The sequence below is a fragment of the Micromonospora sp. NPDC049230 genome, from assembly GCF_040647875.1.
GTDB lineage: Bacteria > Actinomycetota > Actinomycetes > Mycobacteriales > Micromonosporaceae > Micromonospora.
This window is the reverse complement of the sequence record NZ_JBEZCZ010000005.1, coordinates 1-15,188: the sequence shown is the minus strand read 5'-3', so window position 1 is coordinate 15,188 and position 15,188 is coordinate 1. Positions and strand designations below refer to the sequence as shown.

Here is a 15,188-nt window from a genome sequence, read left to right as displayed (position 1 = left end):
CACCTCCGCTGTGGGTCCGGCGTGACTCGTCGGACGTCGGCACCCAGTGCACGGCAGCGGGCGTATCCCCGGCGTTACCGTCGGCGGTTATGCCGCCGTTACCGCACCCCGGGGACGATGGAGGGGTGAGAGTGCTGGTGGTCGAGGACGAGACCGTGTTGGCGGACGCCATCGCCGAGTGGCTGCGGCGGGAGTCGTTCGCTGTCGACGTGGCGTACGACGGTGACGCCGCCCTGGAGCGGCTCGGTGTCAACGAGTACGCGGTGGTGGTCCTGGACCGGGACCTGCCGGTGGTGCACGGCGACGACGTGTGCCGGGCGATAGTTGACGCGGGCGGGGAGACCCGGGTGCTGATGTTGACCGCGGCGGCGGCGGTCCGGGAGCGGGTGGCGGGGTTGGCGCTCGGTGCGGACGACTACCTGACCAAGCCGTTCGCCCTGGTCGAGCTGTCGGCCCGGGTGCACGCGCTGACCCGGCGGGCCCGCCCGGCGGCCCCGCCGACGCTGCGTCGCGCCGGCATCCAGCTCGACCCGGCCCGCCACGAGGTACGCCGCGACGACAGGCACGTGGCGCTGTCCCGCAAGGAGTTCGCGGTGCTCGCCGAGCTGCTGCGCGCCGACGGTGCGGTGGTCTCCGCCGAGGAGCTGCTGGAACGCGCCTGGGACGAGCACATCGACCCGTTCACCAACGTCGTCCGGGTCACCATGATGAAGCTGCGCCGCAAGCTCGGCGACCCGCCGGTGATCGAGACGGTGCCCGGTGCGGGGTACCAGATCCGATGAAACGCCTCACGATCCGTGCCCGCCTCACCCTCATCTACGGTGGGCTCTTCCTGCTGGCCGGGGTGGTCCTGCTGGCCGTCACGTACGTGCTCGTGGATCAGCGGATGCCGCAGCCGTTCGGGGTGAGCCTGCGGGACCTGCCGAAGACCAGCCCCACGACGCCCAGCGGGCAGAACGTCGACAACCTGCGCACCCTGATCCAGCAGGCGCAGGACGAGGCCAAACGCAACGCCCTGGAGTCGCTGCTCACCCAGGGCGGCATCGCGTTGATCCTGGTGTCGGCGGTGGCGATCGCCTTCGGCTGGCTGCTCGCCGGCCGGGCGTTGCAGCCGCTGCACCAGGTCACCGACACGGCCCGGCGGATCGCCGGCGCGGACACCGCCGGCCGGGGCCTGCACGAGCGGATCGCGCTCACCGGCCCCCGCGACGAGGTACGCGAACTCGCCGACACGTTCGACGAGATGCTGGAACGGTTGGACCGCTCCTTCGACGGGCAGCGCCGGTTCGTGGCGAACGCCTCGCACGAGCTGCGTACCCCGCTGGCGCTCAACCGGGCCCTGGTGGAGTTGGCGGTCAGCCGGCCGGAGGCGTCGGCGGAGACGCGTCGACTGGGCGAGTCGCTGCTGGCGATCAACGAGCGGCACGAGCGGCTGATCGACGGCCTGCTGACCCTGGCCGACTCGGAGAACGAGCTGACCGAGCGTACGCCGATCGACCTGGCCGAGGTCTGCGCGCACGTCCTCGACCAGACCGGGAGGCAGGCACCGGACGTCCTGGTGCGTCGGTCGCTCGCGCCGGCCCCGGTCAGCGGCGACCCGGTGCTCGTGGAGCGGCTCACCGTCAACCTGGTGGAGAACGCGGTGCGGCACAACCTGCCCGCCGACGGCTGGGTCGAGGTGCGCACCGGCCTGTCCGACGACGGCCGGGCCACCCTGACGGTGACCAACACCGGCCCGGCGATCGCCGGCTACGACATCGAGACGATGTTCCAGCCGTTCCGCCGGCTGTCGCGGGAGCGGGTCGCCGGGGCCCGGGGCTTCGGGCTGGGCTTGTCGATCGTCCGCGCGGTGGCCCGCGCGCATGGTGGCACCGTCGACGCGCAGCCCCGCCCGGCGGGCGGCCTGATCGTCACGGTCACCCTGCCGGTGGCCTGACCGCGCCGCGACATCTCGCCCGCCAGACCGGCGGGCCGATCGACCTCAGCGGAAGAAGGCGCGCAGGACGGCGGCGGTCTCGGCCTCCAGCACGCCGCCGTAGACCTCGGGTCGATGGTTGAGCCGGCGGTCGCGGAGCACGTCCCAGAGTGATCCGGCCGCGCCCGTCTTGGGCTCCCACGCGCCGAAGACGACTGTGGAGACCCGGGCCAGCACCAGCGCCCCCGCGCACATGGTGCACGGTTCCAGGGTGACCACCAGGGTGCAGCCGTCCAGCCGCCACCGGCCGGCCCGCTCGGCGCCCCGGCGCAGGGCCAGCACCTCGGCGTGGGCGGTGGGGTCGCCGGTCAGCTCCCGTTCGTTGCGCCCGGTGGCCAACTCGGTCCCGTCCGGCCCGTAGAGCACCGCACCCACCGGCACGTCGTCCACGTCGGTAGCGCCCGTCGCGGCGTGGTCAGCGCCGGTGACGGCGATCTCCAGGGCGCGGCGCATCCACAGCTCGTGGCGCTGCCGACGGCCGACCGCACCCGGGTCGGCCAGGCCCTCGGACGCGCCCGGTCCGGCACGCCCCACCGCACCGGGAGTCGGCTGTCCCGGTCGGATCGTCTCCAGAGCCGGGTCGGTCGCGTCGGCCGGCTCAGACCTCACGCAACTCCTCGACCTCGTCGGCACAGCCGAGCACCTGGCAGATCTCGGCGGTGACGTCCGCCGGCAGCATTCCCTCGTGGGTGCACAGGGTCAGCAGCTTCTGCGCGGAGATGCCCAGGTTGGCCAGCAGGTCGGCCTCACCCACCGGATCGGCCTCCGGATCGACGACGGGCTGCTCGCTCTCCTCGTCACCGGTGGTCACCGGGCGCGGCTCGTCGTCGCCGTCGAGCCCGGTGACCGAGGTCTTCAGGTCACCGACCAGTAGCGCGCCCAGCGGCGACTCCTCGGCGTACGCGGAGTCCGAACCGAACACCCGCAGATCCTCGCCCTCGTCGAGACGCAGGATCACCAGGTACGCGTCATCGGCCTCGACGAAGAGCAGCGACACGTCGGCCTCCTGGTCGACGTCACGCAGCCGCTCGGCAACCTCGTCGATGTCGGTGGCGCCACGCAGGCTGACCTCGGCGGCGGTCCAGCCACTGTCGTCACGCACCACGGCCGCAGCGAAGTACGACACGGTCCCCCCAATAGCCCTCGACACAGCGTCGACTCGTTACGCGTGCACGTTAGCCGGTCGGGTCGGCAGGCGACTCGTCAACGCCCCGAAGGGTCGGTCATTCCTGACAAAGTCGGATCAGCTGGCGACGCGACGGCGGGTAGCGATGAGCTGGCGCAGACGCTCGGTGCGCTGCCGCTGTGGTCGGCTGCGCTGTCGGACCGCGCGGGCGCCCGCCAACTCGGCCAGCAACTGCAGGCGGCGGCGACTGCGATCCGGGTCCTGTCGCGGGGTGGTCCAGGCCATAGTGCCGAGCGTGCCGAGTCTCGGCGGCCACGTCAAGACGGCGTTCGCTACGCAGCCAACCGGGCACGCGGCGCAGTCATCCGCGGTCGCCAATTCATCGCCGCCGCCCGATCACCACAACGGCCAGTCACCGCTGGTGGCCCAGCGGACCGTCACCACGGCGGCGGCGATGCTCCAGCCACCCGCCGTGACGATGGCCACCCCGGTGGCAACCCCCCGGTCGCCGTAGCGGATCAGCACCAGCGCGGTCAGCCACGCCAGCAGGCCCGCCAGCACCGTCCACCACGCGTAACTTGTCACATCGGTGCCGAGCAGGCCGAACAGCAGCAGCCAGGTGGTCGCCGCGGCACCGCCGGCGGCGACGCCGCCACCGGTCACCGGGTGCGGCTCGCGGTAGGTGGGGCGGGGCGGCGGCCCGGCGGGGAAGAGCCCCGAGGGGGTACGCGCCACCTGCTGCGCGGCGACACCCGGGTCCGGGCCGGGATCGGGTCGGGCAATGGTCACCGTCGCTGCCCTCCTCACGCGTGCCGCTCGTGCTCACGGTACCGGCTCTGCCAGGATGACCTGATGCCCTCGCCGACGATCAGCCGCCGCGCGCGTCCGGCGTACCCGATCCTGCTGCTTCTCGCCCCGGTGCTGGCCGCCGGCTGCGCGACCACCCGGCCGGGGGTGCCGGCCGACGGCGCCCGGCCGACGCCGTCGGCGGTCTGGGCGACAGCCGATCAGCCGGTGTCGCCGTCGGCCCCGCCGACGCCGTCGGCGACCGGCCCGGCCCGCCCGGCGCCGTCGTCGGCCAAGCCGTCGGCGACGGCACCCCGCACCGGGCTGAAGCACGTCTTCCCGGTACGCGCCGACAACGTGGACTACCACCCGACGCACGGGGCGTACCCGGCCACGGACCTGTTCGCCGACTGCGGTGAGCCGTTCGTGGCGGTGACCGACGGGAAGGTGCTGGAGGTGAGTCGCGTCGACAGGTACACAAAAGGTGGGCCGCAGGGCCCGGACAACGGCGGCCTGTCGGTGTCCCTGCTCGGCGACGACGGGGTGCGTTACTACGGCTCGCACCTGAGCGTCGTGTCCAGCGGCGTCGACGCCGGTGTGCGGGTCCGCGCCGGGCAGCAGCTCGGCAAGGTGGGGCGCACCGGCAACGCCAACAACGTCTGCCACGTGCACTTCGGCATCTCGCCGCCGTGCACCGGCAAGGACGGCTGGTGGATTCGGCGCGGTGTGCTCTGGCCGGCTCGTTACCTGGATTCCTGGCGGGGTGGCGGCAATCGGGAGCCGGCCCCCGAGGTCGTCGCGTGGCAGCGCGAACACGGCTGCCCGAAGGCGCCCTGACATGGCTGACCCCAGGGATCCCATCGCCGACCTGCGGCGCATCGCGTTCCTGCTCGAACGCGCGAACGAGGCCACGTACCGGGTACGGGCGTTCCGGTCGGCGGCGAAGGCGTTGGCGGGTCTGCCGGCGACCGAGGTTGCCGCACGGGCCGCCAACGGCACGCTCACCGAGTTGACGGGTGTCGGCGACGTGACGGCCCGCTGCGTGGCGGAGTCGCTGGCCGGCGAGGAGCCGGTCTACCTGCGCCGGCTGGTGGCGACCGAGGGCAGCGACCTGGATGCCGAGGCCACGGCGCTGCGCGCCGCCCTCAGGGGCGACTGCCACACCCACTCGGACTGGTCCGACGGCGGCTCGCCGATCGAGGAGATGGCACTGGCCGCTGTGGAGTTGGGCCACGAATACCTGGTGTTGACCGACCACTCGCCCCGGCTGACGGTGGCCCGGGGGCTGACCGCGGACCGCCTGCGCCGGCAGCTCGACCACGTGGCGCAGGTCAACGCCGCACTGCCGGAGGGGTTCCGGATCCTCACCGGCATCGAGGTGGACATCCTCGCCGACGGCTCACTCGACCAGGACGACGAGCTGCTGGCCCGGCTGGACGTGGTGGTCGGCTCGGTGCACAGCGGTCTGAAGGACGAGCGGTCGAAGATGACCCGGCGCATGCTGGCCGCGGTCGCCAACCCGCACCTCGACATCCTCGGTCACGTCACCGGCCGGATGGTGTCGTCCCGCCCGGCCGGGGTGACCGGTCCGGGTGACCGGGGGCACCGCGCCCGCACCCGGGCGGAGAGCGACTTCGACGCGGACGCCGTCTTCGCCGCCTGCGCCGAGCACGACACCGCCGTCGAGATCAACTCCCGGCCGGAGCGGCAGGATCCGCCGAAGCGTCTGATCCGTCGCGCCCTGGAGGCCGGCTGCCGGTTCGCCATCAACACCGACGCGCACGCGCCCGGCCAGCTCGACTGGCAGCGGTTCGGCTGCGAGCGGGCCGCCCTCTGCGGCGTCCCCGCCGACTCGGTGGTCAACACCTGGCCAGCGGAGCAGCTGGTCGCCTGGACGCGCAAGCGCTCCTAACCAGCGGCCCCGACCGGCGGCCCCGACCAGCGGCCAGCGGCCAGCGGCCTTGACCAGCGGCCTTGATCGACTCGGCTTTCTTGAAATCGGCCTGTCCCACTGCCTTGGACACCGCGACTTCATGAAAGCCGAGTCGATCAAGCGCTGAATCGAGTCGCCGCAGCGGCCCTCAGCGGCGTGCGGGCTCGACGGCCGCCGAATCTACGGCCGCAGGCTCGACGGCCGCGGACTCGACGGTGGAGACAGCGGGCTCGGCGGCAAACGCGCGCCCGGCCGCGGACTTGGGGCGGGCCGCGGACCCGAAACCGGCCGCGGACCCGGGACCGGCCGCGGACCCGGGACCGGCCGCGGACCCGGGACCGGCCGCGAACTCGGCGGGCTCGGCGGGAGCGTTGACGTCGACCACCGGGCGGGGCTTCCGGCGGCCGAGCACACCCTGCGCTACCGCGACTCCCAGCAGCACGATGAGCGCGCCGACCGGTTGGTGCCAGTTGAGCCGCTCGCCGAGCGCCACGGCTCCGATCAGCACCGCGAAGATCGGGATCAGGTACGTGACAGTGGACGCGGTGCTCGCGCCGGCCACCCGGATGTTGCGCATGTTGATGACGAAGGCGAGCCCGGTGCCGAGCGCACCGAGGGTCAGCACGCTGGCGACCACTCCCGCCGACAGTTCGGTGGGCAGCGGCGGCAGGCCGGCGACGAACGGCGTGACGATGGCAAGTTGCCCGGCCGCGAGCAGCAACTGCGCGGCGGACAGCGACAGGCCGGAGTAGGAGCTGCCGGCGACGAACCGCTTCTGGTAGGGGATGGCCACGCCGTAGCAGGCGGCCGCACCGAAGCACATCAACTGCCCGGTGAAGTGTGCCCCGCCGATGCCCTCCCAGACCCCCAGCACCACCAGCACGCCGAGGAAGCCGAGCCCGAGCCCGATCGCGCGGCGCACGGTCAGCCGCTCGGTGCGGAAGACCAGCACCGCCAGTGGCAGCACGATCAGGGGTGTGGTCGCGTTCCAGATGCCGGCCAGCATCGACTCGACCCGTTGCTCGCCGTAGCCGAAGAGGGTGAACGGCACGGCCACGCCGAACGCGGCGACGACGGTGAGATGCCCCCAGACCCGAGGGTCGCGGGGCAGCCTGTCGCGCAGCACGGCGAGGACGACCAGCAGGGTTACCGCGCCGGCGACGACCCGGTAGAAAGTGAGCTGGACCGGGTGCAACTCGGCCACCCCGACCTTGATGAACAGAAAGCTGGAACCCCAGATCGCGGCGAGGGCGACGAAGCCCGGCAGCCAGGTGCGAACCGGCGCCTTGTCAGGAGTGATATCGGCAGTCACCCCTGACACTCTGCCGGAACCCACCGACAAAGTCGCGCGCCTTTCGGTCGTTGCGCCGCTCGTCACGCCAGCGGCCTGAACACGACAAACGTCATCGACACGGGGGTGGGTTGGTCACGTAGGGTCGCAGCGTGGGACGAATCGATGAAATCGCCAACCGTTACGTGGCAGAGTGGGCGCCGTTGAGCCCCACCGGCGCCACATTCGTCGGCATCGCCGGCCATGATGACCAGCTCGACGACCTCTCGCCGGAGGGTTACCAGGCGCGCGCGGACCTCACCCGCCGGACGCTCACCGAGCTTGAGGTGACCGAGCCACAGACCGAGTCCGAGCGGATCGCCAAGGAGGCCATGCAGGAACGACTCGGCCTGGACCTGGCCCGGTACGAAGCGGGCGAGACGACAAGCGGCATCAGCGTGATCGAGAGCGGGCTGCACGAGATCCGCATGGTGTTCGACCTGATGCCGACCGCGACCAGCGACGAGCAGGCCAACATCGCCGCCCGACTCAACGGTTTCGCCGGCGCGCTGGACAACTACAAGGTGACCCTCCGTACGGCCCTCGCCGCCGGTCAGGTCAGCTCGAAGGTGCAGCTGGTCGAGGTCGCCAAGCAGTGCGACATCTGGGTCGACCCGACTCAGGACAACTTTTTCCACGGGTTGGTCGAGCGGCTGGGCGCTGAGGGCTCACTCGGCGCGGAGCTGCGTCGGGGCGCGGCGGCGGCGACCGCGGCGACCGCCGAGTTCGGCCAGTTCCTGCGTACCGAGTTGGCCCCGCACGGGCGGGACAAGCAGGCCGCCGGGCGGGAGCGCTACGAGCTCGCCTCGCAGTACTTCCTCGGCGCAAAGGTCGACCTGGACGAGACGTACGCCTGGGGTTTTGCGGAGTTGGCCCGTCTGGAGGCGGAGATGCGCGTCGTCGCGGGGCGCATCGCCGGTTCCGGTGCCACAGTCGACGAGGCCGTGGCCAAGCTGGACGCCGACCCGGCCCGGACCATCCAGGGCAAGGAGGCGTTCCGGGACTGGATGCAGGCGCTGGCCGACAAGGCGATCGCCGAGCTGCACGGCACCCACTTCGACATTCCGGAGCAGGTCCGCCACATCGAGTGCTGCCTCGCCCCGACCAGCGACGGCGCCATCTACTACACCGGCCCGAGTGAGGACTTCTCCCGTCCGGGCCGGATGTGGTGGGCGGTGCCGCAGGGCATCAGCGACTTCTCCACCTGGCGGGAGGTGACCACGGTCTACCACGAGGGCGTGCCAGGTCACCATCTCCAGGTGGGGCAGACCGCTGTCCGGGCCGACCTGCTCAACCGCTGGCAGCGACTGCTCTGCTGGGTGTCCGGGCACGGCGAGGGTTGGGCGCTCTACTCGGAGCGGCTGATGGACGAGCTGGGCTACCTGGAGGACCCGGGCGACAAACTGGGCATGCTCGACGCCCAGGCGATGCGTGCCGCACGGGTGATCGTCGACATCGGCATGCACCTGGAGCTGGAGATTCCGAAGGACAACCCCTTCGGGTTCCACCCGGGCGAGCGGTGGACGCCCGAGCTGGGCTGGGAGTTCATGCGGGCGCACTGCCGCGTTCCGGACGAGAACCTGCGCTTCGAGCTGAACCGCTACCTGGGCTGGCCGGGGCAGGCGCCGTCGTACAAGGTGGGTGAGCGGATCTGGCTCCAGGCCCGCGAGGACGCCAAGGCCCGCAAGGGCGCCGACTTCGACCTGCGGGAGTTCCACCGGCAGGCGTTGGACCTGGGTGCGCTGGGTCTCGACCCGCTGCGCCGGGCGCTGGCCCGGCTCTGAGCCAGTAACGGTTACCGGCGTCGGCGGTACGATGTGCCGCCGGCGCCGTGCCCATTCAGCCGAGGGTCAGCGCCAGCGCGGGTCGGGCGGTCAGCGTGTCACTTGTGACGTACGCCAGGTCGATGACCGGATCGGTGAACGTGATCGGGATGGGCGAGGTGATCGGGATTCCATCCGGCAGTGGCAGATCCGGAGTCAGTGTGATCTTGATGCCGAGTAGCCGCCCGACGAACCGGGTGGCGTAGAAGGCCACGTTTCCGCTGACTGTCAGCCGGTCGGTCGCGTACCGCTGGTTGCGCCCCTGCGGGCCGTCGGCGCGGAGCAGGAAGTCGTCGGTGACCGCCTCACGCATGCTGAACTTCAGCACCTTGAGGTCGCCTTGCACCGTGTGCAGGTCGGTGACTCCATCGAATCGCAGCCCGGTCATCCGGACCGACGTGCCGGTGAGCTTGGACGGCGTCTGCGCCACTTTCGGCAGGGCTGGATCGGCGGCGATGCGCGGCAGCGGCTTTCCCGGCTTCACCACGCCCGGCTTGTCCGGAGTGCCCGACGCGTCGGAGGCCGGCGTGCCCGGCTTGGCGGGGGTCGACGTGCCGGGCCCGCCCGGGACCGGCGGAGGGCAGGTGCCGGGGCGGTTGGTCGGCGTGCCGGTTGGTCGCGTCGTGGGCGTGGCGTCCGGGCTGGTCGACGCCGTCGGGGTCTCTCCACGGCGTCCGCCGCCGAGCAGATCGCCGACTCCGTCCAGGATGTCGGTGAGCAGGTTGCCATCCCGGACCGGACTCGGGGTCGGCGTGGCCGGGCTGGCGCTGGGCGACGTGCTGGCATCCCGGGACGGGGTGGGACAGGCGATCGTCGCCGGCCGGCTCGGAGCCGCCCGCACCGCTCGCGGTTGCACGGCCAGCCCACCGGCTGCCAAACCGAGCACCACGAGGATGATGCCAAAGGCTTGCCGAGGGTCAGCGGAACGTCCGGGCCACTCGGGCGGCGGACCCTCGTCGGACCCCGGCGCCGCCGTCGGGCGATCAGACCCCGCAACGTCGGCCTGCTCGACGTCCGCCCGCGCCACGTCGGCCCGCGCCACGTCAGGAAGCGCCACGTCAGCCCGCGCCACGTCGGCCCGCGCCACGTCAGGAAGCGCCACGTCAGGAAGCGCCGCGTCAGGAAGCGCCGCGTCAGACCGCGTCGTGGCGGACTGCGTCGTGGCGGGCTGCTCGACGTCGGGCTGCGGGGTGGTGGGCGGTGCTGGGCTGGTCGGCGTCCAGGCGAAGGCGAGGGCGCTGCCCACGATGCCGAGCAGCAGTCCGACGAAGAAGCCGCCGAGGTTGAGCCCGATCAGCGAGTAGACCGCGGTGACCGCCGCGACGATCGAATAGAACAGGCGCTGCGCCGGGGTGAACCAGAGCAGCAGACCGCAGGTCACCAGAATGATCGGGATCAGCAGCGAGAGCAGGCCGCTCGCCCCGCTGTGGAAGCTGAGGCCGTTGAGGGTCATCCGGGTGGACGCAAACATCTCCAGCCCGGCCAGGGCGGTGAGCAGGCCGCCGGTGAACGGTCGGCTGCGCCGCCAGCGGCGGAAGAGCCGCCACGCCTGAGCCGGACCGCCGGGCCGGGCGTGCGACGGGTTCGCGGTTGTCACGTACTCCTCCTGGCCGCGCGGGGACGGGGACACCGGCCGGACCCGCGGCGGTGGCGCACCGCGGGCCTCGGCTCACCTCAGAAGCACTCCTTGCCCTTGGCGTCCTCGCCCACGTTGACCTTCAGCCGGAGCCCGACCAGGTTGAACGTCGCCGCCGTGGTGTAGCGGGACACCTGTTGCAGGTTGGTGATGGTGACGTGGTCGGAGTTCTGACCGAACGAGCCGGCCTGTGCCGTCGGGTTCAGGTCGGTGGCGTCCCGACCGATCCTGATGTTGGTGAAGGTGGCGTTGCCGTTCAACGAGTCCATCGCGATCAGCAGGTCCTTGGCCCGCGCGGGCTCCTTGCCCTCACCGGCGTTGATGGTGAGCACCACCGGCAGGCCCGGCAGGTCGGCGCGGACGGACTGGCAGAGGCTGTACAGCTCGGCGCTGCTGATCTCGGAGAGCGCGATCGGGTGGACCTGGCCGGCCTTCCCGTCCTTGCCCTTCTCGCGGACGATGCCGCCGTACTGCTTGAAGCCGTCGCCCTCAAGGCGCTCGGCACCGATCTTGAAGGTCTGGCCGGAGACCGTGATGTCGGACGCGATGGCACCTGTCGACATTCCGAACAGGATGGCGCCCGCGGCGGCCGTGGCGGGCACCGCCATGGCGGCGAAGCGCCGCCACCGGGTACGACCCTGATTGTCCAACCGATCCTGCACGGGTTCCTCCTGAGGTGGATGCGCACGGCTCACCGGTGACGAACTGGCGGCTCTGCGTCGGGGCCCGTCATCTGTTACCGGCGGGTAATGATCGGGCTTGATGGTGCACCTATGAGGCGCAGCTCACAACCCCCCAGCTACTCGTCGGTAACAGTCGATCGGTACGGGGGCAGCGCTGTGTCACGGCGAGGGCGAGAAAGCCACAGAGAGAAGCCGGCAAAAGCCACGAAAAGCTGGCACAGCCAACGGGGTTGGCTGCGGAAAGTAATGAGGCATTGACCGATTACAATAACGTAACGAAGGTAAGGCAGCGGTCAGCCCCGCCGATCAGGACTCCGCGACCAGCCAGTCCTCGAGAAGGCGGTGGTCGATCGCGTCCACCCGCCCGAGCGTACGACCGGAAGCCACCCGCTCCCGCAGCTCCGCCCGGGTGAACCAGCGCGCCTCCAGCAACTCCTCGCCGTCGACGCGTACCTCGTCGGAGCCGGCGGTGGCCCGGAAGCCCACCATCAGGCCAGCGGGGAACGGCCACGCCTGCGACCCCTGGTAGGTCACATCGGTGACCGTCACGCCCGCCTCCTCGGCCATCTCTCGACGGACCGCGTCCTCCAGGCTCTCGCCGACCTCGACGAAGCCGGCCAGCGTCGAGAACGCGTCCTCGGCCGCACCCGCGTGCCGGGCCAGCAGGCAGCGTCCCGGCCGGCCGGGTGCCTCGACCAGCACGATGATCGCCGGCTCGATCCGGGGAAAGAGGAGCCGACCGCACTCCGCGCCCGTGCAGGTGCGCATGTGCCCACCGCCATCGGCGACGGCCGGCGCGCCGCACGTCCCGCAGAATCGCTGCTGCCGGTGCCAGTGCAACAAACCCCTGGCGTACGCCTGGACGGCCGCGTCGCCCGGTTCGAGCCGCCCGACAAGTGCCCGTACGTCGACGGACCGCGCCGCCCCGGCCATCTCGGTGGCGGCGCGTTCGGGCAGTGCGGACAGGTCCACGGCGAACACGGCGACGTCCCCGTCGAGCCCCAGGAAGACCGTCTCACTCGCGGCGGACCGGACGAGAGACGCCCGCTCGGCGGTGAGCCGGACCGGCCCGTCCGCGTCGACGAGACACCGGTCCCGCCACAACGCCAGCACCACGGTTGTCGACTCGGCGAGCAACGCGCTCAACCGGGTCGGATCGGTGCGCAGGGGGCCCGCCCGGTCCAGCCAACCGCCGCCGTACGCCAACACCCGCTCCGCAGTGTCCACCCGGCCACCGTGCCACGTCCGCGGTCCGTGGCCAGCACCGCCCCCGTACCTCGGTGGGTGGTCCGTCACCGTGCTCCGCCGACACACCGGGCGACACGCGGTAGCGGCACCTGGCCGGCACAGCCGAAGGACGGCCGGGCATTCGTTACCGTAGGTGCCTCCGGGAGGGCGTACCTCCCGTGCACCCTGGCGATCGAGGTTGCAGTGACGCTCTACGGCGAAAAGGGTCCGCCCGCCGACGACCGGCCCACAGTGCAGGTCACCGCCGTCACCTGGCCGGACGACGGACCGGTGACGGTGCCCGTCCCCAGCGAGCCGGAGGGCGTCCCGAGTCGCCCCCGGAGGGTGCGGATGCTGCTCGCCGCCAGCGTCAGCGGCGGTGTCCTCGCCGCCGTGGCGGGTGTCGGAGCCTGGGCGTACGCCGGTGACGTTCCCCGCGGCACCAGCGTGCTCGGCACCGAGCTGGGTGGCCGGAGCCGCGCCGAGGCCGATCGGGAGTTGCGGGCGGAGCTGGACCGGCGGGCGGCGGCCCTCGCCGGCCCGTTGCGGGTCACCGTCGACGGGCGGACCGCCGAGATCAACCCGACGGACGTGGGGTTGGCCGTCGACGTGCCGGCGACCGTCGCGGCGGCAGCCGCGGCCGACGCGCACCCGGTCAGCCGCCTGGTCGGCTCCCGCACTGTCGATCCGGTGGTCACCGTCGACGTGGACAGGTTGGACGACGCGCTGCGTAGGGTGCTCGGCGACCAGGCCCAGGGGATGACGATGCCGGCGATCACCTACCAGGGCGTCACACCGAAGATCGTCCAGCCCAAGCCGGGGCTGGCCCTGGAGCCCCAGCGCTCGGCCGAGGTGGTCCGCGCCGGCTGGCTGGCCGGTACCCCGGTCACCGTGCCACTTGTGGAGCGCCACCCGGCGACCACGCCGGAGGAGTTGGACCGGCTGGTCACCGAGCTGGCCAAGCCGGCGGTCGCCGCACCGGTCACCCTGCGCACCGAAAAGGGTTCGGTGCTGGTCCCACCCGCCGCCATCGCGAGAAGCCTGCGGTTCACCGCCGACAAGACCGGCAAGCTGACCCCTTCGGTGGACGTGAAGCGGCTGCGTGCGGCGCTCGGCGACGACCTGGCGGCCATCGAGGTGCCGCCGAAGAACGCCACGATGACCATCTCCGGTGGTCGTCCCACCACCACCGACGGGCGGCCCGGTCTGCGACTGGACATGACGAACCTGGGTCCGGGCCTGCTGGCGGTACTGCCGAAGTCCGACGGCCGCGAGGTGACCGGTGAGCTGAAGCCGACGCCTCCGGAGCTGACCGCGGAGAAGCTGACCGGCCTGGGCATCAAGGAACGGGTGTCCACCTTCACCACCCGCTTCACCGGCGGACTGACCATGCCCCGCAACCGGAACATCGCGACCATCGCGAGGCAGGTGGACGGCACCGTCGTCCTGCCCGGGAAGACGTTCTCGTTGAACGGTCACACCGGTGAACGCGGCTACGCCCAGGGCTACCTTGACGCACCGGTCATCCTCGACGGCAAGTTGGTGCCGGGCGTCGGCGGCGGCATCTCACAGTTCACCACCACGCTGTTCAACGCGACGTACTACGCCGGGCTGGAGGACGTCCAGCACAAGCCGCACTCGTACTGGTTCGACAGGTACCCGGCAGTCATCGAGTCGACGATCATCTGGCCGAACCTGGACTTCAAATTCCGAAACAACACCGAGTACGGCGTACTCATCGACACCTCGTACACGTCCAGCACGATCACCGTGTCGATCTGGAGCACGAAGATCTACGACAGTGTGAAGACGGAGTACGGTCCACGCCGCAACATCACCGCGCCGAAGCTGATCCACCTCGAACCCGGCCCCTCGTGCATCGCGACAAACGGCATCAACGGCTTTACCCAGGACGCCTTCCGAGTCATCAAGAAGGGCGGCACTGTGGTCAAGCGGGAGAAGTTCAGCTGGCGCTACGACGCGGAACCCCGCTACGTCTGCGGGCCGAAGCCCTCCTGAGGTCGCACCACTCGGAGGTCAGCCCGCGGCGTCACCGCTGCCCCGTCCACTGGGCCGGCCGCCCTGGGGAGGCGTCGGCAGCATGCGCGCCTCCTGCACACGAATCTCGGCCCGGAACCGATGCGCCGCCGGATGCCACATCTCCTCGAACGGGCCCATGACGTCCGCACCCACGCCGCGCCGACGCACACGGGCTCCCAGCCACCAGACGATGCCCAGGATCGCGGCCACGCAGCCGGCGAACGCCAGCAGTATCAGAACGTCAGCCACACCCCGAACCTAACCCGAGGTCGGCGAGAACGGGTCGACGGCCGACGGGCCGCCGGACCTGGCTGGTGACCGACGGGGGCCGCAGCCCGTGCCCTCCACAAGGACATGCCGCCTTGGACCCACCCCACGGTTGATCGACTCGGGTTTGTTGAATCGCGGTGTCCCGCACTCGCGGATAGCGCGATTTCACGAAAGTCGAGTCGATCAACCGGTGCGCAGGTTGCGGTCGTGCCCTAGAACGGGAACGCAGAATGGGCCACCCCGTATCGGGGTGGCCCATTCTGGAAGATTGTCCGGCGGCGTCCTACTCTCCCACACCCTCACGAGTGCAGTACCATCGGCGCTGGAGGGCTTAGCTTCCGGGTTCGGAATGTAACCGG

The 15,188-nt window shown here is 71.4% G+C and carries 15 protein-coding genes and 1 rRNA gene; 6 read left to right on the top strand and 10 right to left on the bottom strand.

Annotated features, from left to right (window positions below; translation table 11 throughout):
- Positions 1-125: 125 nt before the first annotated feature.
- Both AB0A95_RS05895 and AB0A95_RS05890 read left to right on the top strand, forming a co-directional pair.
- Complete coding sequence (locus AB0A95_RS05895) at positions 126-782, top strand: response regulator transcription factor (protein ID WP_357554520.1); 657 nt, start codon at positions 126-128, stop codon at positions 780-782.
- Positions 779-1,936 (top strand): ATP-binding protein, encoded by a 1,158-nt coding sequence (locus tag AB0A95_RS05890; protein ID WP_357554519.1) that lies wholly within the window; start codon positions 779-781, stop codon positions 1,934-1,936. Before AB0A95_RS05895 ends, AB0A95_RS05890 begins: the two co-directional genes overlap by 4 nt.
- Before the next feature lie 45 nt (positions 1,937-1,981).
- Here AB0A95_RS05890 and AB0A95_RS05885 read toward each other — a convergent pair whose 3' ends face one another.
- The 4 genes from AB0A95_RS05885 to AB0A95_RS05870 all read right to left on the bottom strand — a co-directional run bounded on the left by AB0A95_RS05885 (position 1,982) and on the right by AB0A95_RS05870 (position 3,884).
- On the bottom strand, positions 1,982-2,428 hold the full coding sequence (locus AB0A95_RS05885) for a nucleoside deaminase (protein ID WP_357554739.1): 447 nt from the start codon (positions 2,426-2,428) through the stop codon (positions 1,982-1,984).
- A 145-nt stretch (positions 2,429-2,573) separates the two neighbouring features.
- Positions 2,574-3,101, bottom strand: a complete 528-nt coding sequence (locus AB0A95_RS05880; RefSeq protein ID WP_357525093.1) for a tRNA adenosine deaminase-associated protein — start codon at positions 3,099-3,101, stop codon at positions 2,574-2,576.
- 117 nt (positions 3,102-3,218) lie between these two features.
- Positions 3,219-3,386 carry a hypothetical protein gene (locus tag AB0A95_RS05875; protein WP_165435851.1) on the bottom strand — a complete coding sequence of 56 codons (168 nt, stop codon included), beginning with the start codon at positions 3,384-3,386 and terminating at the stop codon, positions 3,219-3,221.
- A 111-nt stretch (positions 3,387-3,497) separates the two neighbouring features.
- Entirely contained in the window at positions 3,498-3,884 is a 387-nt protein-coding gene (locus tag AB0A95_RS05870) for a hypothetical protein (protein WP_357554738.1), read from the bottom strand.
- Positions 3,885-3,953: 69 nt separating this feature from the next.
- Between AB0A95_RS05870 and AB0A95_RS05865 the strand changes: the two genes are divergently transcribed.
- Both AB0A95_RS05865 and AB0A95_RS05860 read left to right on the top strand, forming a co-directional pair.
- Positions 3,954-4,724 carry a peptidoglycan DD-metalloendopeptidase family protein gene (locus AB0A95_RS05865; protein WP_357554518.1) on the top strand — a complete coding sequence of 257 codons (771 nt, stop codon included), beginning with the start codon at positions 3,954-3,956 and terminating at the stop codon, positions 4,722-4,724.
- Position 4,725: 1 nt separating this feature from the next.
- A complete protein-coding gene (locus AB0A95_RS05860; protein WP_357554517.1) occupies positions 4,726-5,799 on the top strand; it encodes a PHP domain-containing protein in 1,074 nt (357 codons plus the stop codon).
- Positions 5,800-5,968: 169 nt separating this feature from the next.
- Here the strand turns inward: AB0A95_RS05860 and AB0A95_RS05855 are convergent, their stop codons facing one another.
- The gene (locus AB0A95_RS05855; RefSeq protein WP_357554516.1) at positions 5,969-7,132 is read right to left on the bottom strand and encodes a DMT family transporter; all 1,164 of its coding nucleotides are present in this window, start codon (positions 7,130-7,132) and stop codon (positions 5,969-5,971) included.
- Between the two features lie 131 nt (positions 7,133-7,263).
- Between AB0A95_RS05855 and AB0A95_RS05850 the strand changes: the two genes are divergently transcribed.
- Complete coding sequence (locus AB0A95_RS05850) at positions 7,264-8,934, top strand: DUF885 domain-containing protein (RefSeq protein ID WP_357554515.1); 1,671 nt, start codon at positions 7,264-7,266, stop codon at positions 8,932-8,934.
- 55 nt (positions 8,935-8,989) lie between these two features.
- On the opposite strand, the gene AB0A95_RS05845 is transcribed toward AB0A95_RS05850, so the two are convergent.
- From AB0A95_RS05845 to nudC, 3 genes are all read right to left on the bottom strand, one after another.
- Positions 8,990-10,570 carry a DUF6114 domain-containing protein gene (locus tag AB0A95_RS05845; protein ID WP_357554514.1) on the bottom strand — a complete coding sequence of 527 codons (1,581 nt, stop codon included), beginning with the start codon at positions 10,568-10,570 and terminating at the stop codon, positions 8,990-8,992.
- 77 nt (positions 10,571-10,647) lie between these two features.
- Positions 10,648-11,271 carry a DUF6230 family protein gene (locus AB0A95_RS05840; RefSeq protein WP_357554513.1) on the bottom strand — a complete coding sequence of 208 codons (624 nt, stop codon included), beginning with the start codon at positions 11,269-11,271 and terminating at the stop codon, positions 10,648-10,650.
- A gap of 327 nt (positions 11,272-11,598) precedes the next feature.
- Positions 11,599-12,519 (bottom strand): NAD(+) diphosphatase, encoded by a 921-nt coding sequence (gene nudC / locus AB0A95_RS05835; RefSeq protein WP_357554512.1) that lies wholly within the window; start codon positions 12,517-12,519, stop codon positions 11,599-11,601.
- A gap of 204 nt (positions 12,520-12,723) precedes the next feature.
- On the opposite strand from nudC, the gene AB0A95_RS05830 reads away from it, so the two are divergent.
- Positions 12,724-14,538 carry a VanW family protein gene (locus AB0A95_RS05830; RefSeq protein ID WP_357554511.1) on the top strand — a complete coding sequence of 605 codons (1,815 nt, stop codon included), beginning with the start codon at positions 12,724-12,726 and terminating at the stop codon, positions 14,536-14,538.
- Between the two features lie 18 nt (positions 14,539-14,556).
- Here AB0A95_RS05830 and AB0A95_RS05825 read toward each other — a convergent pair whose 3' ends face one another.
- Both AB0A95_RS05825 and rrf read right to left on the bottom strand, forming a co-directional pair.
- Positions 14,557-14,808: a hypothetical protein gene (locus AB0A95_RS05825; RefSeq protein ID WP_357554510.1), complete on the bottom strand. Its 252-nt coding sequence runs from the start codon at positions 14,806-14,808 to the stop codon at positions 14,557-14,559.
- 291 nt (positions 14,809-15,099) lie between these two features.
- A 5S ribosomal RNA gene (gene rrf, locus AB0A95_RS05820) occupies positions 15,100-15,188 on the bottom strand; the annotation flags it as partial.